Source organism: Kribbella sp. NPDC005582 (genome assembly GCF_040605415.1).
Classification (GTDB): Bacteria; Actinomycetota; Actinomycetes; order Propionibacteriales; family Kribbellaceae; genus Kribbella.
Window position 1 is genome coordinate 594,014 of the sequence record NZ_JBEXCU010000005.1, and the last position, 26,079, is coordinate 620,092.

Here is a 26,079-nt window from a genome sequence, read left to right on the forward strand (position 1 = left end):
TGATCTAGGCTCAGGCGGGTGATGACTACCGCGAAGATCGACCACTTGATGAACCAGTGCTGGCGTGCCGAACAGAGCACCGAACTGGACGGCTGGCTGGTCCGGCGAGCGGCCGGCGTGACCATGCGAGCGAACTCGGTGCTCCCGGCTGCGGCGCCGAGTGATCTCGGAAAAGCCTTGGATTACGTGGAAACGCTGTACCAGGCGCACGGGATCACGCCGTGCTTCCAGATCAGTCCGGCCGCTCAGCCGACCGATCTCGACGACCAGTTGGCCGCTCGCGGTTACCAGCTGGACAGCCCGACGCTGGTGCAGTCCGCCGCCATCGCGGACGTCCTGAGCGCGCTGCCGGCTCCGACGGTCACGATGAATATTTCTCCGGTCGCCGACGCCGCCTGGACGGAATTCTGGTGGCGCACCGACCCCCACGGCGCTCCCTCCGAACAAGTCGTCGCGCGGCAGATCCTCGACCGCAGCCCCGCCCTCCATGCCCGGGTGCTGGTCGGCGGCGAGATCGTCGCGGTCGGCCGGCTCGCGCTCGCCGATGACTGGTCCGGTCTCTACTGCATTGCCACCGACCCGGCGTACCGCCGCCAAGGTCTGGCGCAGGCCGTCATTCACGGCTTGTTGCGTGAGGCAACGAAACGCGGTGTCGGGCACGTGTTCCTCTCGGTCCTGGCCGACAACGCCCCGGCCCTGGCCCTCTACAACCGCCTCGGCTTCACGCCCGTCTCCCGCTACCACTACCGGGTCCGCGCTCTGCCTCCAGCAGAAGAATCCGTGGTCTGAACCTCCGTCCGGCAAGACTTGTGGCGTGCTGACTCTCGACGATCACCAGACTGGTCTGCTGCGCCGCGGCGAAAGCGGTCCGCCGGTTGTGCTTCTGCATTCACTCGGCGGCGACAAGCGCATGTGGGAGCCGGTGCTGGATCGATTGGCCAACGGTCGCAGGGTTTTCGCCTACGATCTGCGCGGTCACGGTGAGGCTTCCGGAGCGCCGCATCCGCAGCGACTGACGGATCTGGCGCGCGACCTGTTCGGCGTACTGGATGCGTTGGAGCTTGAGACTGCGCACGTCGTCGGTCTCTCGTACGGCGGCGGGATCGCGCAGACCGCAGCAGTCGAAGCACCGCAGCGGTTCGCCTCGCTGGCCTTGCTGGCGACCACGGATCGTCCGTTCCCGGAGGTCTTCGAGCACCGTGCAGCCGCAGCCGAGGCAGGCGGGATGGAGGCCCAGGTCGAGGAGTCGCTCGCGCGCTGGTTCACGCCGGCGGCCTTGGCCGCCGAGACCGCGGGCGTCCGGTTCGCACGCGACGGGGTGCGGGCGATGGACCCCGCGGCCTGGGCGGCGGCTTGGCGGGCGATGAAGCAGCTCGACGTCCAGGGGAAGCTCGGCTCGTTCAGCGCGCCGACCCTGGTGGTCGCCGGTGGAGCGGACGTCCCAGGGTCGGCCGACGTACTGCGGTCGCTGGCGGACGGTATCCCCGGCGGACAGTTCGTCGAGTTGCCCGGCGTACCGCATCTGCAGACGCTGGAGCGGCCCGAGCTGGTCGCCGGCGCGTTGGATGCGTTCTTGCCTACAGCGTGAGCTTCTCCAGGTGATCCAGTACGACGAAGCGGGCGCCGGAGCGTTCTGCGGAAGTGCGTAGCGGGGTCAGGTCGGTCCACGGGACACCGGGCGCGGTGAGCGGCTTGTCGAAGTCGTCCCAGTGGGTCGCGATGACGGTCGGGACCGGCTTGATGGTCTGGAGCAGGCGGTCGGTGACGCCGGGTTCGCCGCCGGGCGCGGCCAGTACGACGTCCACCTGCAGATCGCGGAGGGCGATCGGGTCGAAGTTCGCCGTACTGAGGCTGAGGATGCGCAGGCCGCCGATCGTGATCACGTAGGCGAGCGTGCCGCCTTCGACGAGGTCCTCGATCACGCGCGGACGCGGCGGGACGGAGTCCTGGTGATAGCCGGGGTAGGCGTAGGTGTGCCGCTTGCCGCCGCAGGAGTGCAGCGACGGGAAGACCTCGATCGTGAAGCCGTCGAAGACCAGGTGCTCACCGCCGCGGACCGCCGAGAGCAGGTCGGCCTGGGTGCGCATCGCCTTCAGTAGGTTGACGTGCGTCTGGGTGCCGAGGACGGTCGCCTGGGTGCGCGCGGCGACATACGGTACGTCGGACATGTGGTCGTAGTGGCCGTGATGAACCAGGATCGCGTCGGCCTTGCCGAGGTGCTTGTCGACGACCGCCTTGTCGATGACCAGCTTGGTCTTCGGGTCGGCGCCTTCGGGTGTGAACGTGCCGGTGTGGAACCGGGTCAGCCACGGGTCGGTGAGGACGATGTGCTCACCGCACCGAATCTGCCAGGCGTGATTGCCGAACCAGGTCAGCTCCACCGACTCGCGGCTGGCCGGTGGCTTGCTGCTGGTTTGCGCGGCGGCCTTCCCGCCGATCACTCCGGCGGCACCAACCGCGGCCACGCCCGCCAGCATTCCTCGTCGCGTCACCTTCACTGCGTCTCCTCTCGCTGTTCCGTCGGTTGCAGTCAAGGCGAGGCCGTTGGGGTGTGTCGAATATGCTTTCGGGCATGAGGCGAGTGGCTGGGGATATCACCGCAGGTCAGCAGGGTCATGCTGACTGAACGACACCTCCAGATCTTCATCGCGCTCGCCGAGGAACAACACTTCGGCGACGCCGCGCGGGTCGTCGGCATCACCCAGCCACCGCTGTCCCAGGGCCTGCGCCGCCTGGAGGCCCTGGTCGGCGCCAAGCTCTTCGAGCGAGGCTCCACGGGTGTCGAACTCACCCCCGCCGGTGCGGCGTTGCTGCCCTTCGCCCGCCGAGCCCTCACCTCGATCGAAGAACTCCATCAGGCCGCCGTCCTGCGCGATCCCGAAGGCCCGGAGATCCGCCTCGGCCTGGCCCCTGAGGTCCCTCCAGCCGCCGGTGCCGCGTTGGCCGCCGCCTGCGGCGCAGCCGTGCCCGGCAGCCGCGTGACAGTCGTCTCCGCGCCGACCAGCGCCCTGGTCAGCCAGGTCTCCTCGGGGCGCCTGACGCTGGCCGCCGTCCTCCACCCGACCGTCCTGGACGGACTGGAGGCGGGCCCAGTCCAACTCCTTCCAACCTGGGCGCTCGCCCCGTCCGGACTATTGGGCAAGGCCGCGCCGACATCCCCGTCCGGGCGGCGCGGCCAGGCTGCTCCCCAGCTCCCCGCAGATCCACTCACCGCGGCCTCCCCTCACCTCAGGGGTGCCCGGGCGGCTGATCCTTCCGTGGAGCTCAAGCTTTTGCGCGGCTTGCCGGTGGCGGTTCGGCCTCGGGCGGAGGCCCCGGCGGCTCGTGATCTGTTCCTCGACACGCTCGCGTTGCATCGGCCGGACGGTGGGACGGTGGTGGTGACGGACGAGCGAGCCGGGCTCGCGATGGTGGCGGCCGGGCAGGCGATCCTGATGACCGCCGACCCGACACTGGCGGCACCAGGCGTCGACCGACACCGCCTGACCGGCGATCCACTGCCGACGCGAATCCGCTTGGTGTGGTCCCACTCGCGTACGCCGTTCGCCGAGCCGGTCGAGACGATCGCGCAGCTGACCGACGCGCTGGTGACGCCTTGAACGCCCGGATCCGCGCGGTCTTCGAGGACGCCGGCGTACGCGGCTGGCTGCATGCGGTCGCGCTCGACGCACCGGACTCGACGGTCGACCTCGACGCGGACACCGTCGTACCGATGGCTTCGGTGTACAAACTTCCCTTGCTGGTTGGGTTCTGCCGCCTGATCGACGACGGCGAACTCGACCCGCGCCAGCGGCTCACCCTCGACCCGGCGACCCGCACCCCCGGCCCGACAGGCCTGTCCCTCCTGGCCGACCCAGTGACGATGTCCCTCCGCGACCTCGCGGTCTCGATGATGACCGTCTCGGACAACGCCGCCGCCGACGCGCTGCTCGACGTCGTCGGTCTCGACCGCCTCGCCGAGCTGCTCCGTTCCTTCGACCTGCAACAAACCTGGGTACGCCGGGGGACCGCGGCCCACCTGCACGACCTACAACGCCGTACCGGGCTGGACGATCCGGACGCCGCCCTAGCCGCACTCGCCGACAACAACCGCACCACGCCAGCCGGCGTCTACGAAGCGGCCAACGCCTCCGCGACCACGCCTTCGGACATGACGCTGCTACTCCGCCGGCTCTGGTCCGGCGACCTGCTCTCCGTGGCCCAAACAGACTTCGTGAAGGCGACCATGCACCGGCAGACCTTCCAGCACCGCCTAGCCTCCGGCTTCCCACATGACAGCATCAAGGTCGCCGGCAAGACCGGCACCTTCGGCGCGCTCCGGCACGAAGTAGGCGTCGTCACGCTTCCTGCCGGCGACGCCTACGCGGTCGCCGTCTTCACCCTCGCCGCCCGCGCCGACTCCCGCCAACCGCGCGTCGACGCCACGATCGGCCTCGCCGCGCAGTTGGCGGTCAATCTCCTCAGATAACGGCGTACGCCTCGACCTCGATCAACGCCTCCGGCCGGAACAACCCCACCACCTGTACGGCGGTGCTCGCAGGCGGCTTCGTCGTGTCGATGTACTCGTCGCGAACCGTACGCAGCGCCGGCAGCCCGGCCATATCGGTCAGGAAGCAACCCAGCTTCACAACATCCGCCCAAGTAGCCCCGGCCGCCTTCAACGCCGCGTCCAGATTCGCGAACACCTGCCGCGTCTGGGCCTCGAAGTCACCCTCGCCGACAAGCTTGCCATCAGCATCGAGTGCCACCTGACCAGCGATCGCGACCCATTGTCCCGCGCTAGTCACCACGTGGCTGTAACCGTTGCCCGGAGCAACACCTTCTGACTGCGGATACTCCAAGTTACTCACTCAATCTCCAGAGGTTGAGGTCGGCAGACCGGTTGTAGGGGACGAGGCCAGGGCTGAGTGCCAGCGGCGGGGGACTCGACCGGCCAGGCGGGCATTGCGGCCGGCGCTCACCGCGTCGCGCATCGCGGCCGCCATCAGGGCCGGCTTCTCCGCACGCGTGACCGGCGTTGCCAGCATCACCGCGGCGCAGCCCAGCTCCATCGCCAGTGCGGCATCGCTCGCCGTACCGATGCCGGCATCGACGATGACCGGCACGTTCGCCGCCTCGGCGATCAGCGCGATGTTGTGTGGGTTGCGAATGCCGAGTGCCGATCCGATCGGCGCGGCCAACGGCATCACGGCCGCGCACCCTGCCTGCTCGAGGCGGCGGGCCAGGATCGGGTCGTCGTTCGTGTAGGGCAGCACGGTGAAGCCATCGGCGACCAGCGTCTCGACGGCGTCCAGCAACTCGAACGGGTCGGGCAGCAACAAGTGGTCGTCGGCAACCACCTCGACCTTGATCAGGTCGGTCCCCAAGGCCTCGCGCGCCAACCGCGCGGTCAGCACGGCCTCGGCTGCGGTGTGACAACCGGCAGTGTTCGGCAGGATCTCGATGCCGTGCCGCTTCAGTACGTCGAGCACCGAGCCCTCGTGCCCGGTCCCCAGCCGCCGCATCGCGACCGTGGTCAACTGGGTGCCGGAGGCAACCAACGCCTCCTCCATCACTTCCAGGTTGGCCGAACCGCCGGTGCCCATGATGAGTCGCGACGAGTACGTGCGCCCGCCCAGCTCGAAGGGGTCGTCCATCTCAGCCTCCCTGGACCGCGCCGACGATCTCGACCCGGTCACCTGCCGTCAGAATCGTGCCGGCCCACTCGTCCCGGGTCAGCACGCTCTGGTTCACCGCGACCGCGATCCCGGTCTGCCGATCCGACATCACCCGAACCAGCTCCGCGACAGACATGCCTGGTGCGCTACTGGTCGCCGTACCGTTGACCCACACGGCGTGCTCGTCTGCTGACTCGTCGTACATGCGTTGTCCTCCCTACGCCGGAATTACCCGATTCAGGTTCAGCGGTCGGCGACGCCTGCTCTGTCGCCCTCTCAGCCCACTCCGGTGCGAGCTCCCGCGGTGTCTTCGACTTTAGTTCCCTGTCAGCAAAGAGGCCAACTCAGTCGGGCTGTAGAGCACCTGCTTGCCGGCTCGCTGTGGCTCCACCAGACCGGTACGGCGAAGCAGTTGCAGGTGCTGACTGACTGCGGACGGCGTGACCTGGAGCTCCGCGGCCACATCGGTGGTGGTGCGCGGATGGGTGAGAAGCTGCAGGATGCGGGCGCGCGCCGTACCGATGAGTTGGGCGAGGTCTTGCGGGGTGGGCGGTGCGATGACCGTCCACAGGTTGGCCTGACCGCGGGGCGGGTAGCCGAGGATTGGGTCGGCGCCGGGGTCGTACGGGATCACCGCATGCGGGCCGAACAAGGTCGGCTGCAGGACGAGGCCGCGGCCGTCGACCTTCTCCACGCGACTGACCGCGCTCACCTTGTCGACCTTCAACAGGCCTTGGCTGTAAGAGATCGCGGGTCCCAGCTCGTTGAGCATCGCGCCGGTGCCCTGCTGGGTGAGGACATGACCGCGGTACGTGATGTCGGCCGTGAGGATCGTCCGCATGCGATTCCAGTACGGCGCCATGACCGTCTGCCAGTAGTCGGCGAGTGCTGTGGTGACTCGTTTCGGCGTGAGGCCAGTTGGGACCTCGCCGTTGACTGCCGTCAGTTGTCTGATGAACGTGTGTTGATCGACGGCGGCTATGAGCTCCAGCTCGTCGGCGAACTGCGTGAGCGGCGAGGTCGGTCGCGGCGTGAGGAAGTCAGGGCTGCCCATCGTGTCGTTGACGAGGTGGCTGAGCACGCTCCAGTCGAGGTCCTCGAGCAGCGGCTGCACCGCGCGGACCCAGGGCAGTTGCAGCGGGAAGCGGCCCGGATCGCGCAACGCCCGCAACGACAAGACAGTCTCCGCCGCGGGCGATAGGGCGAACCGGACTTCCTCCAGATCCCTGGACGTCAGTTCGTAGGTCAGCACGGCCTCATTACACCGCGCTGGTCGTGTCTACTCGCAGCCGATCCCGTCGTTGTCGGCGTCGAGGCGGTAGATGTCGGATCCGATGACATTGACCGGGCCGGCGACGTACTCGGGTCCGTTGCCGCTGCCGCCCGAACAGTCGACGTCACTCGCGATCGGCACGCAGCCGCTGTAGTTCGGGTCGCATCCCGAACTCGACTCCTCCTCGACCTTGGTCCCCACGACGGTCACCTGCGACCGCGGCGGCTTGGCGACCTCCTGCTTCACGAGCTTCTTTGCGGTCTGCTTGCCGCCGACGTACGTGACCTCGTAGGTCAGCTTCCGCGTGCCGTTCACCCCCGGCGTCCGCACCGACCGCTCACCCTTCGGCAGCTCGCTGTCGGTGACCGTCTTCTTCTTGAACGGAATCACGCCGTACTCGACGACCCGCTTCGTCACCGCCGCCGGCTTCGGTACGACGGCCTTCGGCGTAGCCGGCGCTTCGGCGGTCGGAGTCGGCGTCTCGGCTGGCGCCGTCACCGTCTTCGTGATTATCCGCCCACCGGCGACGGCGGCCGGTTCGGTGGATTCCGCCGTACCGCACCCGACTCCGAAGCCGAGCACGGCGACAACCAGCAACGCAGCACGAACACACACCACAGTTCCCCCCAAACCCGCCGCCGGTTCCCCCCGCGGCAGGATTGTCAGCGCCTGGACCACCCAGGCGAAGACAACTACATAACACCCCGATCGATCGCTGGACCAGACCTGAACGCCGTACTTCTCAGGTCGCCGCCGCGCCGACCCCCGCCAGCGCCGCGAACACGACCCCGACCACCAGCCCGACACTCCCGAGCGCGATCAACGGCCCCGCACTGATCGGCGGCTCCGGCACCCGCTGGCGAAACACCGCGAACAACCGCTCCTCCGCCGGCCGGACCTCCCGCAACAACACCGCCGAAGGATGCGACCGCGCACTGAAACTCTCCAGCGCCTCCACAGCAGCCCGCGCAGCCTCCACCGCAGCCCGCACCACCGCCACAATCACCCCACCCGACGCAACCGTCACCACCCCGATCAACGCCGCCGTGGTCTGCGCCATCCCCACCTCAGCCGCCTCCGCAGCCGGCGTCAGCGCCTTCCGCAACGCCTGAAACGACCACAACCCGAAAAACCCCAGCACCCCCGCCGCAATCCCCACCACAGCAACCACCGTCGTCAACGGATTCTGCGCCTTCACCGCCGCCGCGAACGCCCGCGCATCCGTCGCCAGATCCCCAGCCCCCCGAGCCAGCCCCTCATAGTTGGCCAATGCCTCGGCCCGAGCCCGCAACTTCACCCCGATCACGATCCGATCGGCCAGCCCCATCGACGAAGCCTGCTCGACAATCTCCTTCCAAGCAGTCACCACCTCGTCATGAGCCCCCGCGATAGCGTCCCGCTCCACAACCCCCATACCGCCCCCTCACCCCAGCCCCCCGGCGCGCGAGTAGTACTCCCCGACTCCCGACAGTACGCCTCCCCCCACCCCAGAAACACCCCCTCAACCCCACATCTGCCACACTGGTCCCCAACCCCTCACCACCGGGGCCTCTAGCTCAATTGGCAGAGCAGCGGACTTTTAATCCGCGGGTTGTGGGTTCGAGTCCCACGGGGCCTACCAAAACCGCAGGTCAGAGCCACCATGGCCACCAGCACCAGGCTCTCAGCCCACATCTTTGCCATGCTTTTGGCTGTCCGAGCCCTCCTGGCGGTCCGCCTGGCCGAACACGGCATCCATGGCCTTGGCCGCTCCCGGGTTCTTGATCTTGCGCCCGAGGTAGCCGTCCTGAGTCATCGAGACCCGGCTGTGCCCAAGCTGGTCAGCGATCTGCCGAGCGGACTGTCCGTCGCCGTCCAGGATCGTGGCGAGGGTCTTCCGGAAGTTGTGCGACTTGACCCATTCCAGGGACTCGACCTCAGCCCGGACCTTGCGAAAGATCTTGAGGGTGTTGTTGGGATCGCGATACCCGCCGATGGAGTCCGGGAACACCGGCCAGTCGAGCTGAACTCCTGCATCGTGCCGCTTGGTCAGCATGTCCAAAACCCGCTGGGGAAGGGGCAGGGTGCGCTCTCCGGCCGACGATTTGGTTGGTCGACGAAGCAGTCCTTGGCCACTGATCCTGCCGACGGTCCATTCGATTTCCACCGCAGCGGCCGCTAGGTCGACCTCTGCCCAGGTGAGTGCTAGAGCTTCGCCGATCCGAACGCCTGTGCCGAGCATGAAGAGGCTGAGAGCTGGGATGTCTTTCGACTTGGCGTACTCATTCGCGTCGACCGCATTGAGCCACAGGTCAACCTCCTCAATGGTGAGCGACCGTGCGAGCTTCTTCTTCCTGGGTTGCTCGATTCGGCGGATTTCACGAACAGGGTTGGCGTCGAGGGGACCGCTCCGGACAGCCAGTCCCATCACTCCGGAGACGACACTCCGGCAAAGCTTGGCCGTTGGTACGCCAACGTCAGACTTGATCCGCCGAATGAAGACATCCACCCGCGCAGTGGTCACTTCCGCCAGACGGAGTTCACCCAAGGCTGGGCGGACGTGCTTCTCCAGGATTGACCTGTAGATCTGGATCGTGCCGGGAGAGCGAGAGCCATCTCTTACAAGCTCCTCGATCTCTTCAACCCATTCGTCAGCGATCTCGCTGAACCGATGTGTCGTCGTCCAAGTGCCGGCCTTTCCCATCTTCGCGCGTTCACGCAGCGCCGTCCGAAGATTCGATATCGCGGCACCCTTGGTCTTGCCTCGCCGTTCGACCGGTACGACCGCGCCGTTGAAGTCGCGGAACTTGGCCATGGCGCGATAGGACACACGACCCTTGGAGTCGGTGACAGCGTGGGTTCTGATCTTGCCCCAGGTCCCGATGGGCAATCGTTGCTGCGCCATCTCAGGCAGCCCCTTCCAGCGACTTCAGCCAGGCGTAGACGTTGTCGCGCTGGTAGCGGACGTAGCGGCCGATCCGAACACCCTTCGGGCCATAGCCAGTCGTTCGCCACCGGTACAGGGTCGGCACCGGAACACCGAGGAAGTCAGACAGGTCCTCGATGCTCCACAGCCGATCATCTCGATGCTGCGGTACAGACATTGCACTCCTCCTTTGACAGTTACGTGTCAGTCCTCGTTGCTCTCGGCAATCAGTTCCTTGATGAGTCGTCGATGCTCGCGGGTTTTGGCGGCTGCGGTGTTGGCTAGGAGTGCGTCGCCGATGGTCTTCCAGCCGGTGCCTGCGTAGGAGAAGTTGCCGACGATGAGTGTGGTTTCGGTGTCGTCGGTGTGGTCTTTGGCGCGGTGGCGGTCGCGTCGCCAGTTAGCGCGCGCTTCCCGTAGCGCCTTGAGGGTGGTGGAGTACTGACGGCTCTTGGTGGAGAAGTGGCCGCCGAAGCCGAGCATGTGTGCCCAGCGTTGGAGCCTGCGGTAGGACAGGCGTCCGGAGTTCTTGGCGGCTTCGGTTTCGTCGAGGTCGGAGCCGTCGCGTCCGATTCGCCAGCAGGCGTCGACCAATCGGCCGGCGTGGGTGTGCAGGGTGGCGTAGCGACGGACGCTGGCGGCGGTGAGCCTGGCGGATGAGTGTCCGGTGGCTTCGGCGCCTTTGGTCGCGTACTTGGCGAGGTATCCGGCGACGGCAGTTTCGGTGATGGCTCCGTCAACGGTCTGCCGGACGGGGCGGAGGTCGAGTTGGGTGCCCCATTCGATGAGCCAGCCGTCGGGCTGGTCGGGGTGCGGCAGCGACCGGAACCGGGTGACTTCGGCGGCGCGGCGGACGGCGTCGGCGAGCATGGTGTAGGTGGCTGCGCAGGCGGGCGGCTCAACGAGTGCGGGATCGAGTGGGTTGACGCCGTCGAGGCGCATGAGGGCGTGGAAGTGGGCGACGCCTCGGGCTTGCATTTCGGCGACCTTGCCGTAGGAGAGCTTGACCGATGCCCCGTGCTTTTTGGCTTCGCTGCGGAGGATGTCTTTGGCGCGGTCCATGGTGCGTCGCCAGAGTTCGCCGGACAGGGCGTTCCAGACGACTTGGTGGTCGTGGTCGTAGCAGTCCAGGCACAGCGGGGTGCCGAGGATGCGTTCGCCTTCGGCGTGGGTTTGGTGGCAGCGCAGGTCGCGGCCGTGGGGGCACAGGTCGGGTTCGCGGCGTGGTCGGCAGGGCCGGTGGCGCAGGCTGCCGCCTTGGCCTCGGATGGTGCGGGTGCCGTGGACGGGTCCGAAGGTGGGGGCGGTGAAGGTGACGAACGCTGAGGGGTGCTGGGTGACGGTGGTGGGGATGCCTTTGCCGCCTGCGAGGCCTGCGAGGACGAGTTGGTAGGTGTCGCCTCGGTAGGTTTCGGCGCAGGAGGGGCAGACGGCGGCGCGGCGGTTGCCGCAGGCCTTGTAGATGACGCCGCCGGGCATGTCGTCGGTGTGGCGAGTGGAGATGATGCGGCCGGTGCGTTCGGACACGATGTGGGACTCGCCGCGGAGCCGCACAGGGCGTTGACAGCCGCCTGCCGACGCGGTGTGGTCGAGCCAGGCGTTGTAGTCGGCGGCGGTTGCTGCGCGCTGTAGAGCGGTCTCCAGGGCGTTTGCGGGGCTGTTGCTGTTGGCACTGCCGGGGATGAATTCGCGGTCGGAGTGGGGTTCGTAGGTGGCGAGGACTTCGACGCCTCCGAGGAGGCCGCTCAGGACGTCGATGGCGTTGTCGGTGTCGTTGGTGCTGCGGGTCATGGTGGCCTCCTTCCGAGGTGTCGAGGGCTTGCGTTGAAGGGGCCGGTGTTTGGCCGGCCTTTGGCAAGGTGGGTTAGAAGATGGGGGTGAGGGGTGCGGGTTCGGGGGTGCCGAACAGGTAGTAGCCGCAACCGATGCAGTAGCGGCCGATGACCTCGAACGGCTCGGGGTTGCTGGCGGGATTGATGCGGACGACCAGCGCGTAGGGGTCGCCTTGCTCGAGGACGGAGGGGCACCAGTCGTGGTCGCCGTAGTGTTCGGCAGTGACCCAGTCGCACTGGAAGTCGTGATCGGCGATGTCGCGGTAGGCCATGATGTTGGCGTAGGCGTTGATGTCCACTGGCGTGCTGGTCATGGTGTTCTCCGTCCGTTGTGGTGATGGGTTTGCACTGGTGCTGTTCGGTGTTCGCCCTTCCCTCCGGGACCCCGTGGATTCCGGAGAGGAGAGCCAGCAACGAACCGTGTAGTTATTCGTCGGGTTCGAAGTTGGAGTCGCAGACGCTGCAGGTGATCTCGCCTTCTGCGAGAACTGCTTTGGCGACGCGGATACGCCGGGGGCACTGGCATGCGCAGGCCACGGCGTTGTTGTTGTTCTTCTTGGCTCCGCCCCCGACTGCTTCGGGGTGGCGGTAGGCGATGAGCGCCTTCTTCAGTTCGGCGATGACGCTCTTGTAGGTGGTCGTGGTCTCAGTCCGCAGGGTGCACTTGGACCAGCCGTGGCTGGGATCTTTGGTACCGGTGTCGAGACCTAGCTCTGATGCGAGCTGAGCGAACTTCTGGTTGTGCCAGCGTCCTTGTCGGCTGGTGTCTTGGATCTCACGGGTGTTCGCGAGAGCGTGGGTGGCTTCGTGCAACAAGGTGGTGAAGACCTCTTCGGCGGTTCGCCTGAGTCCTTCGCCGGAGATGAGGACTTCGGCCAGGCGTTGTTCGCCGTGTTGCCAGCGGCTGGCGGCGAAGTGGCCGTACTTGGCTTGTTTGGTGGAGGTTCCGGAGCCGACGATGATCACGACGGCCGGGATCTCTTGGTGGTTGGCGCGGATGGCTGTCCAGGCTCCTTCGAGGGCTGAGACGAGTTCCGCGGTGGTGTACTCGGTTTGACGCTTACGTGTCAGCCGAGCTTTTGGTGACCCGGTGCGCGTCTTCGCGCTCGTCTTCTTGGTGGCCCGTTTGATGGTGACCGAGACGGCCGGGTGACTGCCGCCGGTGGACAGTTCCTTGAGCTTGTTGCGTACGGCAATCAGCGAGGTGTAGCCGTGTGCTCTGCCACCTTCAGCAGCGCGGACCTGATCCATTTGCTTCTGGACTGCGGTGTGGGCGGCGGCCGGGGTGCCGCTGTAGACGGCGGTGGTCTTGGTGACCTCCCAGCCGGTGATGCCGGACAGTGCAGCGGTGTTGTGGTTGGTCAGCCCGGTGAGCTTGGTCGTGGTCGCGGGCTTCGCAACGACCGGTTCCGGATTGGCCGGCTCTTCGATGAGAGTGAGTCGTCCGGGGACCTGGACGACAGGAGCGAGGTCGAGGCTCATCGGGCCGCCGCCTGGTGCTCGTGGCTCGGGTTGACGGGGCAGTAGTCGTAGGTGCCACCCTCGTCGCCGGATAGGACGTCCACCCACCCGTAGATCCCGTTGTGCGGGGTGCCGGATAGCAGTTCCCGGCTGAGTTGTGCATCGCAGTGCAGGCAGATCCTGATGATGTTCACCATTGCTCGCCTCTTTCGTGTGCTTGGGTTTTGGCGCAGATGAGGTGACAGGGGCGTCCTGTGTAGGGGTCACGCATGAAGGCGTTGTGTCCGCAGATCGCACAGGGCCAGGGATCGCCGACTGTCGTATGTGCCCAGTCCTCTGCTCGCTGTGAGCGGTGGGTCTTCTTGGACGGGGTCTTCTTCTTGACCGGCTCGGAGGCCGGGATAGCGGGGGTCTCAGTGAGGTCTGTCGCGATGGCTTGTTGGCCTTGACAGTTACGTGTCACGCGGCGTTTCGGTGCCGCGCGCATTAGTCGTCGATCCAGGTCGAGAAGAACGAGGCGACGTGCTCACGCAGGTCGAATGCTTCGTTGTAGATCATGAGTGCGTTGCTCGCCTGGCCGATCTGCTCGTCGCTTCCCTCGAATGGCAGCGACAGGGTGTGAGCACGAAGGTCGTTGACGAGTTCCCGCATCGCTCGGTCGACCGTTTCGCGGTGCTTGCGAAGGATGACCTGACGGTCGTCGTGTGACTTGGTCATGGCTGGTCCTCCGTCCATTCGGCGGGGATGTAGACCGCGTCTTGACTGCGCGTCATGTCTTCGGCGATGTGCTCGACCTGGTGGTCTTCGAGGAGTTGCCGGGCTTCATAGAGCGCGTCGATGAGTTGGCTGAGTGCGGTGACTGAGCCTGTGATGAGTTCGACATCGAGCGGCATGCCGCCCAGATCAATCGCTACCAGTGGGTTTTTGCCGTTGCAGGCAAGGTTGATGCCGGTGACGGCGTGGTCAGTGAACTCGTAGCCGATGTAGGCGCGGTCGTTGCGTTCGCCACTGGATTCGTCGTAGTAGGTCATGACGACACCGCCTGGCGGGTGACGTAGGCGGGTTGCCAGTTGCCGTTGTGGGCCCAGCGGGTTCGGCCGGCCGACCAGCAGACACCGCAGCGGTGCGGCTGATCAGGTGCGTAGACGAACGCTCCGCAGTCGTGGAGCCAGCCGGGATTGCCGGTAGTGTCGCGGACGCGAGTCATGGCGTCGGCGGGGATGGGTTTGATGGTGATCATGGGGGTCATGCCGCCTTCCGGAGGTGTGCTGCGCGGCGGACGATCTGGTTGACGTGGGCGTCTTCGAGGAACGCCGTCTTGAGGCGTCGCGGGAATCCGCCTTCAGCGCGGAGAAGTCCGACTCCGAGGGCTTCGGGTTCGATATCGACGGCCGTGTGACCTTGGGATGCCCAGCCGGTGCCGAGGATGATGTCGGAGCTTGAGTCGGTGGCGCACCGGAACGCGAGCCGGTAGCCGAACAGGTCCCGTAGTGAGGTGGGGACGATGTCAGCGCTGGGGCGCTGGGTTGATGCGACCGTGATGATGCCCGCTGCGCGGCCACGAGCGACGATGTCCCGAACCAGGGTGCGGAACTCTTCTTGCTGTTCTTTGGTGCCTGCGGTGACGGTGAAGTAGGCCAGCTCGTCGATGCACAGGAGCTTGGCCCGGAAACCGTCGCCAGGAACGATCTTCTTGCCGCCGGTGCGGGCAAGGTGCAGGTATCTCTCATCGAGATCCGCCTGTAGTTCACGCAGGATCCGAAGTGCTTTGCGCATGTCGTTGCCGACGAACTCTGCCGCGACCGGTGCATAGGGAAGGAGTTCGACGATCTTGCCGTCAATCAGGATGAGATCGACGTCAGTGCAGAGTGCGGCATGGGCGACGATATTGCCTTGGGCAACGGACTTGCCCGCGCCGGGTTCTCCGCCGATGAGGATATTGCGGTACATGAGCGTGACGCGCACAGCTCGGCCGCGTGCGTCGAGACCCAGGTAGCACGGGTCGTAGATGGACAGCGCACCTCGTGGTGCGGGGGTGACCCCCGGCGTGCGCCGGGGGAACACCTGCTTGGGTCTGAAGCTAGACATAGTCGGACACGTCTTCTCCGTTGGCTCCCAAGATCACCGTTTGCTGGTCGTCGACCGTCGCGGTGTACTTGGTTTTCGATGTCTTGGTGCGGGTCTCACCGGTGCCGGTTTTGGCCGGCCTTTGCGTGGTGGACTCGTCAGGGACGGTGTCGGGCGTGAGGAACGCCATGACCGCGTCGTCTGCGACCGCCTGTTCGGGCATGTCGCTGGTGTCGTTCAGCAGTGGGGACACGATGTGTGTCTTCGACAGCGGGTCGCGCCGGTTGATCTCGATACGGACCACGGCCGCGTTGCGCTTGGAGCGTTCGATGACTGCCTTGCGTGCCCAGCACGCCGAGGCGATGGTTTCGGCCTTGTTGTCGAGGTCTTCCATCGACAGACCGGGGCGCATCCACAGCCAGACGACCTGGCCGGTTTTCGTGGACAGGCAGGCGAAGATGAACGGCAGGTTCCCCGAGTAGTTCAGGGTCCGCATCTCGACCAGACAGGCCCGGACACGGTGCCGGGTGACGACACACCAGACCCGGTTCACGACGAACCGGCGCGCGGGGTTGTCGGTGACGATCCAGCCCAGGACCAAGATGATCAGGACCAGGTTGAACCAGGGTTCGTTGGCCTCGAAGTAGGCCACGATCTCGCCTCCATGGGCGAGAGTGATGTAGGCGGCGGTGGCCAGAACGAACAGTTCCCAGCGCCAGCGCCAGACCGCGAGGAGGAACTTGACCGGTGCCGACTGATTCGGCCGGGTGATGGTCTCGATGGTTCCGGTAGCGGTAGAACCGCGGCTGCCTCGACGTGTCGAGCGCGTGCGGGTAGATTTAGGCATGACAAGACCTCCCGATCAGGGGGTTGAGTCAGGACAGACACCAAGCCGGGACAGGTTTCCTAGGCCGAAGGCCCGACTTGGCGTCTCGTATCCAGGGAGCGGCCCTTTCGAGGGCCGTTCTTGGGTTCTAGCTCTTGATCAGCGGCGTTGACACGTAAGCGTCAGCCGAGGTGGTTCCGCTCGAAGCGGACTTCCAGACCGCGTACGCGTAGTCGCGTGCGGCGTACAGATCACGACGCCGGTTCTCGGCATCGCGGTACATCTCCAGTAGCTGCCAGAACGCGTCGGACGCGTAGACGGCGTGCACCTCGCGGTGGTCAGCGACGACCGGTTCAGCAACCTGAAGGCTGCGTGCGAGAGCGGTTTCGAGGTACGTGAGTACCATCTCGATTTCGATGACTTCGTTGCACTTGGCCACATACTCGGACCGTGCTTGATTCGCGGTGACGGCTCGATGTTCCATCGGTTGCGACATGACTACCCCTTGCTGAGCAGTGCACGGATCACGGGACGAGTGGAGAACTACTTCGCAGCAGAACCCGACGCGGCGTTAAGGGTCTTCGCCTTGTACGCAACACCGTTCCGCCCATTGGTGGCCCACGGCATGGCAACCAGCTCAACCGGCACGACGACGGAGCCAACGTTGATCTTCGGCATGGCATTGCCCGTCAAAGTCACGTTGATCACCTCGCCGCCCGTCTCGTCGAGCGCCATCACCTGAACCGACCAGAGCAGCTCGTTGGTGTCCCGGTCAGCCTTCTGCCGGCCGTTCTGGTCCTTCTTCTCCTCCACAGCCTTCGTGACCGTGAACGTCTTGCCCGTGGTGTCGATGTTCAGCTTCATGAGGAATCGCCCTCCAAGGCGTGAGAGGCACCCAATTGGTGCCGCTGATCGAGCGAGCTAGCCTCGCTAGTCAGCTTTAATGTCGCCTAAGCTACCTAACCTGGCTAGTCAGGTCAAGAGTTCCGAACAGATTTCCCCTAGGCTGGCTAGCCAGGCGGTACCATGGTTGACATGGAGCTAGACCCCAACGACCCGCGTCCGCCGTACAAGCAGGTAGCAAACACACTGCGTGCGGCCATCCTTACGCACCGGTACAACGCGGGGGAGAAGCTTCCATCGCAGAGCGAGCTGGCGAATCAGTACGGCGTCGCTCGGATGACCATCCAACAAGCTCTGCGCCTGCTGCGGGATGAGGGATTGATCGTGTCCCGGGCGGGCAGCGGGGTCTATGTCCGTGACAGAGCTGACCAGGCTGTTGGGCTCCGCCCCTCCATCGAGAGTGCCTTCGAGCACTCGCGTGTGACCATCGACTTCGCAGGCCTTACCGGCGAAACGCTGCTCGGTGCGCTCGAGGAGCCTGTCGACCGGATCCGGCGCGGGCGTCTCACGCCTGAGTCCATCAGCATCCGGCTGCTGATCCCCGACATGTCGCAGCCGATGGCAGTTCCGTCTCGTGCGGGACGCAAGCCGGGAGACGACCCGGCTGTACGTGGCCGCGTAGCGCAGATCGCCCATCGATCGGCCGGCCAAATCATCGAAGCCATCGAGGAGCTCAGCAAGATTGGCCTTGTCCAGAAGACGAGTGTCGAGTGCCGAGTTGTGAACCTCCCGATGATGTTCAAGATGTACCTCCTCAATGAGGAAGAGGTCTTCTTCGGCTTCTATCCCGTGGTCGAACGGGATGTATCCATCGATGGGAAGAACGTGCCCATCTTCGATGCCGTAGGTAAGGACACCGTGCTCTTTCATCACTCAGTAACCGATGACGACCGAGCTACCGCCTCCCAGTACGTCGACCAAGCGCGCATGTGGTTCGACAGTGTCTGGAGCACCATCAGCCGGACTCACACGCCGTGACCGGCGAATCCCCTGCATCTGTCCTTCGCTCAACCCAAGCCGTTCTCCTGGACTTCGACGGCCCAGTCTGTTCGGTCTTCGCGGGCTACCCAGCGCCACAGATAGCAGAAGAACTTCGGGCACTTATCCGCGATGCGGTTGGAGAACTGCCCCAGGAGATCTCTGAAGCCAACGGCCCCCATGAGGTTCTCGCAGCCTCAGCGCATCTCGGACAGCCCCTCTGGCGGCAGGTAGAGGAGGCACTTCAAGCGGGCGAGGTTAAGGCTGTGGAGAGTGCCACAGCGACGCCAGGTATCTCTCACTTCATGCGTGCATGCGAAGCCGCGAATCGACCTGTCGCAATCGTCAGCAACAACTGCGAGGCATCAATTCGCTCGTACCTCGAACGCCTGGGGCTCAGTGACCAGGTCCGCCATATTGAGGCACGTGACCCGGTTGATCCAGGCCGAATGAAGCCCAGCCCCTACCTCGTCGTCCGCGCGGTGCGGGCCCTGAAGGTGAAACCCGGTGAAGCCGTGCTCATCGGAGACCAGGTAAGCGACATTGTGGCCGCTGCTGCCGCCGGAACCCGCAGCCTCGGATACGCAAATAAGCCAGGTAAGGATGCTGAGCTTAACGCTGCCGGTGCCGACGCGGTCATCGACCAGATGCGCGATGCGCTTGTAGTGCTCGGTCTAGACGCTTAGTCGCTGCTGTCCTGGTTAGCCTCGATGAGTTCCCGCGAGGTGATGGACTCAACAAACCAGTAAATATCGGCAGATTTGTCGTCGCCTGGGCCACCGCTCATGATCCGATTTGGCTGTTCGTCGGCGGTCGGACCTGGGAGTGTCAAGCCGTCCGGCGATGGATGCTTCAGTAGCGATCGACGGTAGGAGGTTGCCGTTAGCCACATGCCTGCGTCATTGCGCAGAGGGCCTAGACGGGCGTTGTGTTCTAGTGAGCCCCGTTCATGCGGCCAGTACGGCTCTTCATACGAAACGACCAGATCAAGGTCAGCAGCCGCTTCAGGCTCCAAGATCGAGCTGAGCTTCCTCCCGGATTGACCTGCCCCGATCTCCGGGAGTGGGCCGCGGTTCAAGGCTGCCTGTCGGAATTCTTCGCGTTGCAAATCCCAGACCCAGCGGATGCGAGCGACCAAGAATGCACCAGGGGCGATCGCCTGGCCATCAAATTCATGTCCCCGCGGTCCAACCTTGTGATACATGAAGTGAGATCGGCGCGTCGCCTTCTCAACGGCGTCTTCGGCAACCTTCACGTGGAAGCGATGCCTATCCGGAAACCTGCGGTTAGGGCCGTGGGCAGAGAGATGCAGGCCCCCGGGGACTCCCACCGGCTCAAGGTAGAAGTCGGTCCGCTTGGTTGTTAGCCGCCAGATGTTGCCGAGTGCGTAGGAGTCGCCAGCCGTGAACGCGACCATTATCTGGCGGACTTCCTGCATTTCGCTGGACTCGTTCTTCCCCTGCCGTGTCGCCATCTCGTATCCCTCGCAACCTGATCGTCCGCTTGCGGACCTCCCGTTCCGGACACCATGTCGCACGTCCGAGTCCCTGACAAGTTTCTCTACGTCTTCAAGACGGGCCCCCTCGGGGCCCGAATGCGCGCCGCCACCGAAGGTCGGGCCGCCTGCCCGCCACTGCGCTAGCGCTCCGTTCTGGGCGCGTCCCTTGGCCTGGCGCGCACGTGCAGCAGGGTGCCGGGTCAAAGACGGCAGAACTCGCTATCCGCTACTCGGCACCCTGTGATCTGGTGCTGTCAGAAAAGGCCGGCCATCCGCCGTCCGCGGATCCTGTCGTCAGCCCGTCTCCGGTTGGCTCCCGCATCGCCCCGCTAGCAACAATGGGAGGGACGGTCCGGCGCAGCACGCGTCAAGAGCGCCTTCGGCGTCGCGAGCGATCGAGCAAGCTCGACCCTTGACCCGCACCACACCGAACCTAAGGTCGGCAGCTATCGGGGCGATGCGACACCCCTGCCCGGCGTGCCCGTTGACACGTACGCGTCAATCGCGAGTGACGCCTTCAGGCGTCAGACGGGAGACTGCGCAGCGCGCGGATTCACACATTAGGATCCGGACGTTCGCTGATCCTCATCCTTCAATTGGCGATAAAAACCTCGATCAGGTGCGGCATCGCCGATGACGGGACTTTGCCTACAGACCCATGAGTCACGGGAAATCTCTTCGCACACTCGCAAGCGTTGACATATGACGCGAACGGAAAGTCTGGACTGACGGATTTTCCGAAGTGCCCATGCTTAGCGAGAAGCGCGGCTAAGGAGTCGGCATCATGGTCCTTGTTCTTCGAGAACTCAAAGTGCCAAAGGAGCCACAGTTCGAAGCATGGGTTCGTCACCACAACGGAAACGCCCCCTCTCCTGGCCTCTCGAAGACACTCCTCAAGTGTGGTGTGTTGATCAACATCTACAACAATCCATACATCGTCAAAGGGGTCAATTGAAATCGCCTGATCGCGTATCTCTTCGGCTTCCCGGAGAACGCCCAGCGGATCCCGCCCGACGCCGCAAGTCTGCGGTACGTGGACCGTGATTCCAGTGCTCTTAAGGTATTGCACTAGTCCTTCGATGTACTGAACCTCTGTCTTAACCCCCTCGGTCACCACCAGAACCCTCTCACGTTCACGAAGATTTCGGCTCGTTCTGGTGATCCCCCTCGACCGCGCCCCCATCAGTTCTCGATCTCCGCGGGAGCATCATCGTGCCAGATCCCAGCGAGGAAAGTCGGGGCGACTGACGGAATTGCTCCGTAACGGCCGTGCAGGTATCGGCGTGCGAAATTCTGTTCGCTCCGAAGTGAGAAATCTGCAACGCTGTATAGTTTGCTCGCGCCGTCGCGACCCTTCTCGACCAACCAAATATCCTGTGCCTTCAGCGGGTTAGCTGCCGATGGGGACATGAAGTACGTATCGTGTGTAGTGAAGACGATCTGAGCACCCATGCGATTGATCTCGAGATTCTCAAACATCTGAATCAATACCTGCGCCAGTTGTGGATGCAGGCTTGAGTCGATCTCGTCAATCCACAGTACGCCGCCTCGCCGAATAATGCTGAGAGCAGGCGCCGCCAATGAAAGCCAGGTTAGCGTCCCGGTACTTTGTCTATTACTGGGAAGCGGGTACAAATTTCCATCAACCCCGGTATGGTTGAAGACCAGCGCACGGGCCAACTGCTCTGATATCTGCTGCAGCTCATCTTCGCTCATCTCTGAGATTGCATCTTGGTGATAAGTTCCGCCAGGCCCCTTGGTGATAATTGAATCTGCGTCGTCGGATGTGTCTCCATCCTGGCGCCGGGAGGCGACCTCCGTGCGAACGATACTCAAGATCGCTTGGAAGACTCGCTGGAACCCCTTTGGCATTTCTTCGGTAGCTACCTCAGCACTCATAATGCCAATGTCCGCAACCTTTAACATCAACAGAAGATCGGAAATCTCCAGAGCGCCCTCGGCGACATCTGCAGTAACGCGCCTCAGGCGTTCCTGTCGGTTGGCGTCACCGAATTCAGCGATCTCCATACCCTCAACTATTGCGTCATAGATACGCTTCAATTGGGGGTTCTTCGAAACGGCCCCCCGGGATAGCGTAAGTTCGCGTTGACCGGTCAGGCGATCTATCATCACTTCGCCGCCCTTGAGGGCGCGGCCGAACTTTAAATCTTCGCCGTCGATACCACGCTCAAATAGGATGCGCTTCCGGCCTGTGGGGTACGAATACAGCCACTCCTCTTTTATTTCAGATGTTGAGAAAGTGAAGCCATATTGGTATCTAACTTCCTCTAGAACAAAATCCAGCATATATGTGGATGGTCGAAATCTTGAATTTTCGTCCAAGAGGAATGGTCGTTGAGGAAGACGCTTGTTTTCAGACCATCGAGTTGCAGAATGTTGGATGACACTACGCATGAATTGAAGGCCGTCTAGCAGCGCAGACTTTCCGGACGCATTAGGTCCGTATATGGCCGCTACTCGACGTGTGTAGTCAACCCAGGATCTTCCGTCCGGCGGAGTGGCCGTCTTGAGCGACTCATCGACGAGGCTGATAGACGCTTCGTCCCGGAAGCTCTGGTGGTTCTCCAGAGTGAAGCGAAGGATCTGCATGCCTCCATGATGCACCTTCAGGTCAAATCTGGTCGATACTCGACGAAAGAGCAATCGAAACGTCATCCTCTCAGCGCTCAGAAGAGGTCCCCGTCAGGCCCACCTACGTGCCGTACCCCTCTGCGTTCGGAAGGCAAGACATCTGATCCACCCACGTCCACGGACTTGCCCCATCTGTTCGCGCGCCGGCGTGCGGGGCGGCGAGGCAAGCCACCACTTTCACCACCTTCTTGAGCGCGAAGTGTTGCAAGACATCGACATCTGATGACAGTTACTCAGTGTGATAATGCCAGCTTAGCCCGCAGGACTGACGCGTGATGAGCGTTAGTGCACGATGTGGATTGGCAATCCGCGGGTTGTGGGTTCGAGTCCCACGGGGCCTACCAAGGACACCGCAGTACAAGGACACCGCCTCCGGCGGCGACTCTCCCTTTGGCGCCTCCGGCGCGCGCCCACCGCGGTCTCCCCTACCCCTGGTTGGCGGCCAACGGGCAGGCACTCACCCTCACCAGACTCGTCAGGCGAACTGTCCCCTGAACGAGCGTTCAGGGGACAACCTCGCCGCCAAGACGCGCTCGCGCCCAGGATCGCCTGCTAACAGCCGAAGGGCAGGGCTACTTGGCCTCAATGGCTCGCGCGGCGCTGATCTGACGAAACGACTCGATCTCATTCCTGAGGTCAACTGCCTCGCCCGACAATCGCAGGTGCGGCGCGGTAAGCGCCCGTTGTACGCGTGCAACGCTATCCAAAATTCCGGCAATCCGTCGCTCCGGTGGTAGTTCAAGAACCGGCCGCAATGCCTCGGCCGCGCCCGCAATCTCGCCTAACATGACTCGTGCCAGGGCTAGTTCGGACCTCGCCCCAGCTTCGGTCGCGTAGCTTCCGGGTGTGCCTTCAAAGAAGCTAACCGCTTGCAGCGCTTCGCTCTCCGCCTCAACACTGGCATTTTCTAAGGAAACGAGCGCACCCGCCGTATAGTAGATCTGCCGGACCTCAGAAAAGTCGAACAGGCCCCCGATGTCGTCCAGATCGTCGGGCACCATCGACTCGCGAGCTTGACGGGCGCGTGCGATTGCTTCACGGGTTTCTGCTTCGCCTTGGACAGCCGCTGCTGCGCGGGCCTTGAGTGACCAAGCCCAGGCCCTTGTCGAGCCGCGCGAACTGCGTGTTATCGAGACTGCGGAATCGGCGAAGTCGAGGGCGCGGCGGATGCTTCCAGTTCGATAGGAGATAAGACTCATCTCGTTGCGTGCCCATGCCTGGAGCGGCGTATGTTCTGCCGCGTCAGCGCATACGTAGACGGTTCGACACAATGATAATGCCTGATGAGAGCGGCCGAGATCTTGCATGACTCGAGAGAGCATCGCAGTCGTCATGGCCGCGCCGACGAAGAGCTCACGCGCATCCCGCACACGATGTCCTCCGCGCTCAATCGCGGAAAATATGGCCTCTTGCAACTCGACCAACCCACCGATCGCCTCTGCGGCCGGCAAGGCTTCGCCGGTTGTGGCTATATGTGCCACGTCGTCCCTGAGAAGTTCGAGCGCCTCGCCACGAATCCCGTCGGTCTCAATTCTGCGTGCAAATTCGCTAGCTCGTTTAGTTGCCATGACAACCTGAGCCTCGATTCTACTTATCGTTGTAACTCCGCGATTTGCTTCCGCTGAAACGTCGATGGCGGGTAACTGCGAATCAGGGATGGGGGTCGCGAGAAGTTCAGCCATCGAGAATCCCCAGAATTGATGGGCGACTCGACGCTGGGCGGCTCGTGGCCACGTCGTCTCACCTGCTAGCCACCGTCGAAGCGTTCTAATGCTGAGTACCGCATCCTCGTGCATTAGACGCGCGCAGGCATTGTAGTCCCTGACTATTTCCTCATGCGTGCGTTCGCCTTGTGAAACCAAAATGGCCAGGAGATTTCGGCTACCTCCCACGTCCACCTCCCTGTCGAGTTACAGCGTATGCCTGGCTGGGCGGCGATGTCAGTAGACCAACGGGACCGGCAGTCAGATGACAGCGCAACGGCATTGAGCTGCCACGGCGACAGCGGAGCGGCGGCGGATCGACATTTCGTTGTCTTCGCAAGGCATACACAGTTTAGATCTAGGTAGCCCGCGAGACCGGCCGGAGGAGATTCGCATGGAGCTCCTTGCTCAACTGCTCAGCATCACCGTAGCTACGCTTGAGATAATTAAACTGATGCTTGACTCATCCATGATGAAGCGGCGAAGTCAGCGGGTTCGCGCCAAGGTACGTGCCGCGGTGACTCGTCTCCGGTCACTTGGCGAGCGGATCCGTCGCGCCGGCTGACACGCTCACCGGCTGGTCGGTTCTCCATGGATGTCTGGTCGAGGAAACCGAAACTAGCGACGAATGGGGCACCTTCGAGCCGTAACCAGCGAACTCTGCTGATTGGATGCGATCCCGGCGCGGAGGCGTAATCACCGTCTCAGGCCAACACAGAGGGCCTCTGAGCACCTTTTCACCACCGTTCCGAGCGAAACGATGCGGGACGGCTACTAACTGCCGCGATGATGGTGGGTAAGGATCCCAGATCGGAAGTAACTTCCGACGAGTAGCGCGCCCGACATGAACCCGGTCTCACAATCCGCGGGCGATGGGTTCGAGTCCCACGAGGCCTGCAATCCCGAGGTCGTCCTGACCGAGCGAGCACTGGAACGTGCAAACGGCTAGGCCCCAGAGTCAGATGTCCTTCCCGGCTCCGACGAGTTTGGCTCCCTCGCGGATCTTGGGTGTTCTCGGTGTCCGAGAACATGCCGGAGGCTTGGAGGGCGCGGAGGATCTCTGGTAGCGATCGGGCCCAGGCCGAGGCGTCTACGCCGATCGCCTGAACGTACTGGCCGTCGGGGCCGGGCCGTTGGCAGTTGGGGATCGCACCGGTTAGGCCGCGTTTCGCGTTGCCGGCGCTGTCCATGAGTTGTGCGATCTCGGACTTGTCAGCAGGTCGCACGGGTCACACCGCGAGATGGTCACATGTGCGGTGTCGAAGCGGTAGCGCTGTAGGAGGCTGGATCGCGGATTAAGGTGGCGGCTCTGGTCGGCGTCCGTCGGCTGAATCTGCCGAGAGAAGCTCGCTATGACTGATGCTCCTAACGACGGTGGCGGCGCTGAGGAGGATGCCGACCGGGTTGCTGTCGAGCGGGACCGGACAGAGTTGCGGGAGTTCGTCAGAGGGCTGAGCCCGGGCGACGTCAAGTCAGGTGACTGGTTCTCGAAGCTCGTCGCGCATGCGTTGAGTTCCTATACCAAGAAGGTCGACTGGCAGTACTTTCAGGAGAAGTACGACGGGGTGCCTGCGGACGGCATCGTCGAGCAGCGGATCACGATGGCTTCGCGGTTTGCCGCGCTCGAAGGTGGGCTGTCTGCCGGGGCCTACTCGGCGGCTGTCGCTGCCACCATCGGCACTGCTGGTGGAGCCTCGCCTCTGACCTTGCCTGCGGCTGGGGTGACGTTCCTGGTTGACCTGGCCTACATCACCCAGCTTCAGCTGCGGTTGGCGTATGACATCTCGGCGCTCTATCGGATTCCGCTCGACCTGGATGATCCTGATGACCTGTGGAAGCTCATTCGCGTGGCCTTCACTATCAAGGGTGGAGAGCTGGCGCGGGAGGGTGTCACCAAGTCGGTCCCGTTCTTCGTGCGACCGTTGATCAAGCAGTTCTACTCCAAGGATGTTCTGAAGGCGGCGAGGGCGCTTCCTGTCGTAGGGAAGTACCTGTTGCAGCGCAACGTCATCAAGGTCGGCATTCCCCTGGTCGGAATCCCTCTCACTGTCGTGTTGAACCGCTACACGACGCTGGTCGCGGGTCGGCATGCGCGTGCTGTCTTTCGGAACGAGGCTCGCTTGATCGAGTTGGCCGAGAGGCTGAGTGGGTCCAGCCGGTATCCGCAGTTGATGTTGTGGATTGCGTGGCTGGTCATCATGGCGGACAGCAAGATCAGCGATGACGAGGCGGGACTGCCCCCGGTTCGGTTGACTCCTGATCTGTGAGGACTTGGGTCCTTGCTGGAAGGATGTCTGTCATGCCGAAAGCTTTTCCTGAGGAGT

General features: G+C 63.8%; 31 protein-coding genes, 1 tRNA gene and 1 riboswitch. Of the genes, 8 read left to right on the top strand and 24 right to left on the bottom strand.

Annotated elements, in window-relative coordinates; translation table 11 throughout:
• Positions 1–21: 21 nt before the first annotated feature.
• A complete protein-coding gene (locus ABZS29_RS29155) occupies positions 22–789 on the top strand; it encodes a GNAT family N-acetyltransferase (protein WP_355466546.1) in 768 nt (255 codons plus the stop codon).
• Positions 790–814: 25 nt separating this feature from the next.
• A complete protein-coding gene (locus ABZS29_RS29160) occupies positions 815–1,588 on the top strand; it encodes an alpha/beta fold hydrolase (protein WP_355466548.1) in 774 nt (257 codons plus the stop codon).
• On the opposite strand, the gene ABZS29_RS29165 is transcribed toward ABZS29_RS29160, so the two are convergent.
• Positions 1,578–2,492 (bottom strand): MBL fold metallo-hydrolase, encoded by a 915-nt coding sequence (locus tag ABZS29_RS29165; RefSeq protein ID WP_355466550.1) that lies wholly within the window; start codon positions 2,490–2,492, stop codon positions 1,578–1,580. The two genes, ABZS29_RS29160 and ABZS29_RS29165, sit on opposite strands and share 11 nt — an antisense overlap.
• Positions 2,493–2,615: 123 nt before the next feature.
• On the opposite strand from ABZS29_RS29165, the gene ABZS29_RS29170 reads away from it, so the two are divergent.
• Together ABZS29_RS29170 and ABZS29_RS29175 are read left to right on the top strand one after the other, a co-directional pair.
• Positions 2,616–3,599 carry a LysR family transcriptional regulator gene (locus ABZS29_RS29170; protein ID WP_355466552.1) on the top strand — a complete coding sequence of 328 codons (984 nt, stop codon included), beginning with the start codon at positions 2,616–2,618 and terminating at the stop codon, positions 3,597–3,599.
• Positions 3,596–4,468, top strand: coding sequence for a serine hydrolase (locus tag ABZS29_RS29175; protein WP_355466553.1), 873 nt, complete (start codon positions 3,596–3,598; stop codon positions 4,466–4,468). Before ABZS29_RS29170 ends, ABZS29_RS29175 begins: the two co-directional genes overlap by 4 nt.
• Here the strand turns inward: ABZS29_RS29175 and ABZS29_RS29180 are convergent.
• The 6 genes from ABZS29_RS29180 to ABZS29_RS29205 form a co-directional block, all read right to left on the bottom strand.
• Positions 4,461–4,850: a RidA family protein gene (locus ABZS29_RS29180; RefSeq protein ID WP_355466555.1), complete on the bottom strand. Its 390-nt coding sequence runs from the start codon at positions 4,848–4,850 to the stop codon at positions 4,461–4,463. The two genes, ABZS29_RS29175 and ABZS29_RS29180, sit on opposite strands and share 8 nt — an antisense overlap.
• Positions 4,851–5,636: a thiazole synthase gene (locus tag ABZS29_RS29185; RefSeq protein WP_355466557.1), complete on the bottom strand. Its 786-nt coding sequence runs from the start codon at positions 5,634–5,636 to the stop codon at positions 4,851–4,853.
• A gap of 1 nt (position 5,637) precedes the next feature.
• Positions 5,638–5,862, bottom strand: a complete 225-nt coding sequence (gene thiS, locus ABZS29_RS29190) for a sulfur carrier protein ThiS (protein WP_355466559.1) — start codon at positions 5,860–5,862, stop codon at positions 5,638–5,640.
• A riboswitch (TPP riboswitch) is annotated at positions 5,855–5,970 on the bottom strand. (Overlaps the previous gene by 8 nt.)
• A gap of 3 nt (positions 5,971–5,973) precedes the next feature.
• Positions 5,974–6,909, bottom strand: coding sequence for a DUF5937 family protein (locus ABZS29_RS29195; protein WP_355466561.1), 936 nt, complete (start codon positions 6,907–6,909; stop codon positions 5,974–5,976).
• A 27-nt stretch (positions 6,910–6,936) separates the two neighbouring features.
• Positions 6,937–7,545: a G5 domain-containing protein gene (locus ABZS29_RS29200; RefSeq protein ID WP_355466563.1), complete on the bottom strand. Its 609-nt coding sequence runs from the start codon at positions 7,543–7,545 to the stop codon at positions 6,937–6,939.
• Between the two features lie 127 nt (positions 7,546–7,672).
• The gene (locus ABZS29_RS29205; RefSeq protein ID WP_355466564.1) at positions 7,673–8,344 is read right to left on the bottom strand and encodes a hypothetical protein; all 672 of its coding nucleotides are present in this window, start codon (positions 8,342–8,344) and stop codon (positions 7,673–7,675) included.
• Between the two features lie 131 nt (positions 8,345–8,475).
• On the opposite strand from ABZS29_RS29205, the gene ABZS29_RS29210 reads away from it, so the two are divergent.
• Positions 8,476–8,551 (top strand) — tRNA-Lys (locus tag ABZS29_RS29210).
• A 42-nt stretch (positions 8,552–8,593) separates the two neighbouring features.
• Here the strand turns inward: ABZS29_RS29210 and ABZS29_RS29215 are convergent.
• The 13 genes from ABZS29_RS29215 to ABZS29_RS29275 all read right to left on the bottom strand — a co-directional run bounded on the left by ABZS29_RS29215 (position 8,594) and on the right by ABZS29_RS29275 (position 16,885).
• Entirely contained in the window at positions 8,594–9,814 is a 1,221-nt protein-coding gene (locus ABZS29_RS29215; protein ID WP_355466566.1) for a tyrosine-type recombinase/integrase, read from the bottom strand.
• Between the two features lies 1 nt (position 9,815).
• A complete protein-coding gene (locus ABZS29_RS29220) occupies positions 9,816–10,013 on the bottom strand; it encodes a helix-turn-helix domain-containing protein (RefSeq protein ID WP_355466568.1) in 198 nt (65 codons plus the stop codon).
• A gap of 26 nt (positions 10,014–10,039) precedes the next feature.
• The gene (locus tag ABZS29_RS29225; protein WP_355466569.1) at positions 10,040–11,626 is read right to left on the bottom strand and encodes a replication initiator; all 1,587 of its coding nucleotides are present in this window, start codon (positions 11,624–11,626) and stop codon (positions 10,040–10,042) included.
• A gap of 73 nt (positions 11,627–11,699) precedes the next feature.
• Positions 11,700–11,981 carry a hypothetical protein gene (locus ABZS29_RS29230; RefSeq protein ID WP_355466571.1) on the bottom strand — a complete coding sequence of 94 codons (282 nt, stop codon included), beginning with the start codon at positions 11,979–11,981 and terminating at the stop codon, positions 11,700–11,702.
• Between the two features lie 112 nt (positions 11,982–12,093).
• A complete protein-coding gene (locus ABZS29_RS29235; protein ID WP_355466573.1) occupies positions 12,094–13,149 on the bottom strand; it encodes a hypothetical protein in 1,056 nt (351 codons plus the stop codon).
• Entirely contained in the window at positions 13,146–13,325 is a 180-nt protein-coding gene (locus tag ABZS29_RS29240; protein WP_355466575.1) for a hypothetical protein, read from the bottom strand. Before ABZS29_RS29240 ends, ABZS29_RS29235 begins: the two co-directional genes overlap by 4 nt.
• A 289-nt stretch (positions 13,326–13,614) precedes the next feature.
• Positions 13,615–13,845 carry a hypothetical protein gene (locus ABZS29_RS29245; RefSeq protein ID WP_355466577.1) on the bottom strand — a complete coding sequence of 77 codons (231 nt, stop codon included), beginning with the start codon at positions 13,843–13,845 and terminating at the stop codon, positions 13,615–13,617.
• Positions 13,842–14,159, bottom strand: a complete 318-nt coding sequence (locus ABZS29_RS29250) for a hypothetical protein (protein WP_355466579.1) — start codon at positions 14,157–14,159, stop codon at positions 13,842–13,844. Before ABZS29_RS29250 ends, ABZS29_RS29245 begins: the two co-directional genes overlap by 4 nt.
• A complete protein-coding gene (locus ABZS29_RS29255) occupies positions 14,156–14,377 on the bottom strand; it encodes a hypothetical protein (RefSeq protein ID WP_355466581.1) in 222 nt (73 codons plus the stop codon). The genes ABZS29_RS29250 and ABZS29_RS29255 overlap by 4 nt, the downstream gene beginning before the upstream one ends.
• Positions 14,374–15,216: an FtsK/SpoIIIE domain-containing protein gene (locus tag ABZS29_RS29260; protein ID WP_355466583.1), complete on the bottom strand. Its 843-nt coding sequence runs from the start codon at positions 15,214–15,216 to the stop codon at positions 14,374–14,376. The genes ABZS29_RS29255 and ABZS29_RS29260 overlap by 4 nt, the downstream gene beginning before the upstream one ends.
• Positions 15,209–16,042, bottom strand: a complete 834-nt coding sequence (locus ABZS29_RS29265) for a hypothetical protein (protein ID WP_355466585.1) — start codon at positions 16,040–16,042, stop codon at positions 15,209–15,211. The genes ABZS29_RS29260 and ABZS29_RS29265 overlap by 8 nt, the downstream gene beginning before the upstream one ends.
• Positions 16,043–16,169: 127 nt before the next feature.
• Positions 16,170–16,427 (bottom strand): hypothetical protein, encoded by a 258-nt coding sequence (locus ABZS29_RS29270; RefSeq protein WP_355466587.1) that lies wholly within the window; start codon positions 16,425–16,427, stop codon positions 16,170–16,172.
• A 137-nt stretch (positions 16,428–16,564) separates the two neighbouring features.
• A complete protein-coding gene (locus tag ABZS29_RS29275) occupies positions 16,565–16,885 on the bottom strand; it encodes a hypothetical protein (protein ID WP_355466589.1) in 321 nt (106 codons plus the stop codon).
• 171 nt (positions 16,886–17,056) lie between these two features.
• Here ABZS29_RS29275 and ABZS29_RS29280 point away from each other — a divergent pair, with 171 nt between their 5' ends.
• Both ABZS29_RS29280 and ABZS29_RS29285 read left to right on the top strand, forming a co-directional pair.
• Positions 17,057–17,902, top strand: coding sequence for a GntR family transcriptional regulator (locus ABZS29_RS29280; RefSeq protein ID WP_355466591.1), 846 nt, complete (start codon positions 17,057–17,059; stop codon positions 17,900–17,902).
• Positions 17,899–18,588, top strand: a complete 690-nt coding sequence (locus tag ABZS29_RS29285; RefSeq protein ID WP_355466593.1) for an HAD family hydrolase — start codon at positions 17,899–17,901, stop codon at positions 18,586–18,588. The genes ABZS29_RS29280 and ABZS29_RS29285 overlap by 4 nt, the downstream gene beginning before the upstream one ends.
• Here ABZS29_RS29285 and ABZS29_RS29290 read toward each other — a convergent pair.
• The 4 genes from ABZS29_RS29290 to ABZS29_RS29305 all read right to left on the bottom strand — a co-directional run bounded on the left by ABZS29_RS29290 (position 18,585) and on the right by ABZS29_RS29305 (position 23,734).
• On the bottom strand, positions 18,585–19,376 hold the full coding sequence (locus ABZS29_RS29290) for a hypothetical protein (protein ID WP_355466594.1): 792 nt from the start codon (positions 19,374–19,376) through the stop codon (positions 18,585–18,587). The genes ABZS29_RS29285 and ABZS29_RS29290 overlap by 4 nt on opposite strands.
• A gap of 616 nt (positions 19,377–19,992) precedes the next feature.
• Positions 19,993–20,514, bottom strand: a complete 522-nt coding sequence (locus ABZS29_RS29295) for an RloB family protein (protein WP_355466596.1) — start codon at positions 20,512–20,514, stop codon at positions 19,993–19,995.
• Between the two features lie 68 nt (positions 20,515–20,582).
• On the bottom strand, positions 20,583–22,010 hold the full coding sequence (locus tag ABZS29_RS29300) for an AAA family ATPase (RefSeq protein WP_355466598.1): 1,428 nt from the start codon (positions 22,008–22,010) through the stop codon (positions 20,583–20,585).
• A 614-nt stretch (positions 22,011–22,624) separates the two neighbouring features.
• Entirely contained in the window at positions 22,625–23,734 is a 1,110-nt protein-coding gene (locus ABZS29_RS29305; protein ID WP_355466600.1) for a hypothetical protein, read from the bottom strand.
• 1,373 nt (positions 23,735–25,107) lie between these two features.
• On the opposite strand from ABZS29_RS29305, the gene ABZS29_RS29310 reads away from it, so the two are divergent.
• Positions 25,108–26,022 (top strand): hypothetical protein, encoded by a 915-nt coding sequence (locus ABZS29_RS29310; RefSeq protein WP_355466601.1) that lies wholly within the window; start codon positions 25,108–25,110, stop codon positions 26,020–26,022.
• The last annotated feature ends 57 nt before the right edge of the window (positions 26,023–26,079 follow it).

Excerpts from the sequence above, each read along its gene's own strand:
- ABZS29_RS29230 (WP_355466571.1), bottom strand. The coding sequence starts at position 11,981 with ATGACCAGCACGCCAGTGGACATCAACGCCTACGCCAACATCATGGCC.
- ABZS29_RS29290 (WP_355466594.1), bottom strand. The coding sequence starts at position 19,376 with ATGGCGACACGGCAGGGGAAGAACGAGTCCAGCGAAATGCAGGAAGTC.
- thiS (WP_355466559.1), bottom strand. The coding sequence starts at position 5,862 with ATGTACGACGAGTCAGCAGACGAGCACGCCGTGTGGGTCAACGGTACG.
- ABZS29_RS29235 (WP_355466573.1), bottom strand. The coding sequence starts at position 13,149 with ATGAGCCTCGACCTCGCTCCTGTCGTCCAGGTCCCCGGACGACTCACT.
- ABZS29_RS29185 (WP_355466557.1), bottom strand. The coding sequence starts at position 5,636 with ATGGACGACCCCTTCGAGCTGGGCGGGCGCACGTACTCGTCGCGACTC.
- ABZS29_RS29310 (WP_355466601.1), top strand. The coding sequence starts at position 25,108 with ATGACTGATGCTCCTAACGACGGTGGCGGCGCTGAGGAGGATGCCGAC.
- ABZS29_RS29215 (WP_355466566.1), bottom strand. The coding sequence starts at position 9,814 with ATGGCGCAGCAACGATTGCCCATCGGGACCTGGGGCAAGATCAGAACC.
- ABZS29_RS29245 (WP_355466577.1), bottom strand. The coding sequence starts at position 13,845 with ATGACCAAGTCACACGACGACCGTCAGGTCATCCTTCGCAAGCACCGC.
- ABZS29_RS29240 (WP_355466575.1), bottom strand. The coding sequence starts at position 13,325 with ATGGTGAACATCATCAGGATCTGCCTGCACTGCGATGCACAACTCAGC.
- ABZS29_RS29155 (WP_355466546.1), top strand. The coding sequence starts at position 22 with ATGACTACCGCGAAGATCGACCACTTGATGAACCAGTGCTGGCGTGCC.
- ABZS29_RS29255 (WP_355466581.1), bottom strand. The coding sequence starts at position 14,377 with ATGACCCCCATGATCACCATCAAACCCATCCCCGCCGACGCCATGACT.
- ABZS29_RS29170 (WP_355466552.1), top strand. The coding sequence starts at position 2,616 with ATGCTGACTGAACGACACCTCCAGATCTTCATCGCGCTCGCCGAGGAA.
- ABZS29_RS29265 (WP_355466585.1), bottom strand. The coding sequence starts at position 16,042 with ATGCCTAAATCTACCCGCACGCGCTCGACACGTCGAGGCAGCCGCGGT.
- ABZS29_RS29220 (WP_355466568.1), bottom strand. The coding sequence starts at position 10,013 with ATGTCTGTACCGCAGCATCGAGATGATCGGCTGTGGAGCATCGAGGAC.
- ABZS29_RS29280 (WP_355466591.1), top strand. The coding sequence starts at position 17,057 with ATGGAGCTAGACCCCAACGACCCGCGTCCGCCGTACAAGCAGGTAGCA.
- ABZS29_RS29270 (WP_355466587.1), bottom strand. The coding sequence starts at position 16,427 with ATGGTACTCACGTACCTCGAAACCGCTCTCGCACGCAGCCTTCAGGTT.
- ABZS29_RS29305 (WP_355466600.1), bottom strand. The coding sequence starts at position 23,734 with ATGGCTGAACTTCTCGCGACCCCCATCCCTGATTCGCAGTTACCCGCC.
- ABZS29_RS29275 (WP_355466589.1), bottom strand. The coding sequence starts at position 16,885 with ATGAAGCTGAACATCGACACCACGGGCAAGACGTTCACGGTCACGAAG.
- ABZS29_RS29225 (WP_355466569.1), bottom strand. The coding sequence starts at position 11,626 with ATGACCCGCAGCACCAACGACACCGACAACGCCATCGACGTCCTGAGC.
- ABZS29_RS29300 (WP_355466598.1), bottom strand. The coding sequence starts at position 22,010 with ATGCAGATCCTTCGCTTCACTCTGGAGAACCACCAGAGCTTCCGGGAC.
- ABZS29_RS29205 (WP_355466564.1), bottom strand. The coding sequence starts at position 8,344 with ATGGGGGTTGTGGAGCGGGACGCTATCGCGGGGGCTCATGACGAGGTG.
- ABZS29_RS29250 (WP_355466579.1), bottom strand. The coding sequence starts at position 14,159 with ATGACCTACTACGACGAATCCAGTGGCGAACGCAACGACCGCGCCTAC.
- ABZS29_RS29260 (WP_355466583.1), bottom strand. The coding sequence starts at position 15,216 with ATGTCTAGCTTCAGACCCAAGCAGGTGTTCCCCCGGCGCACGCCGGGG.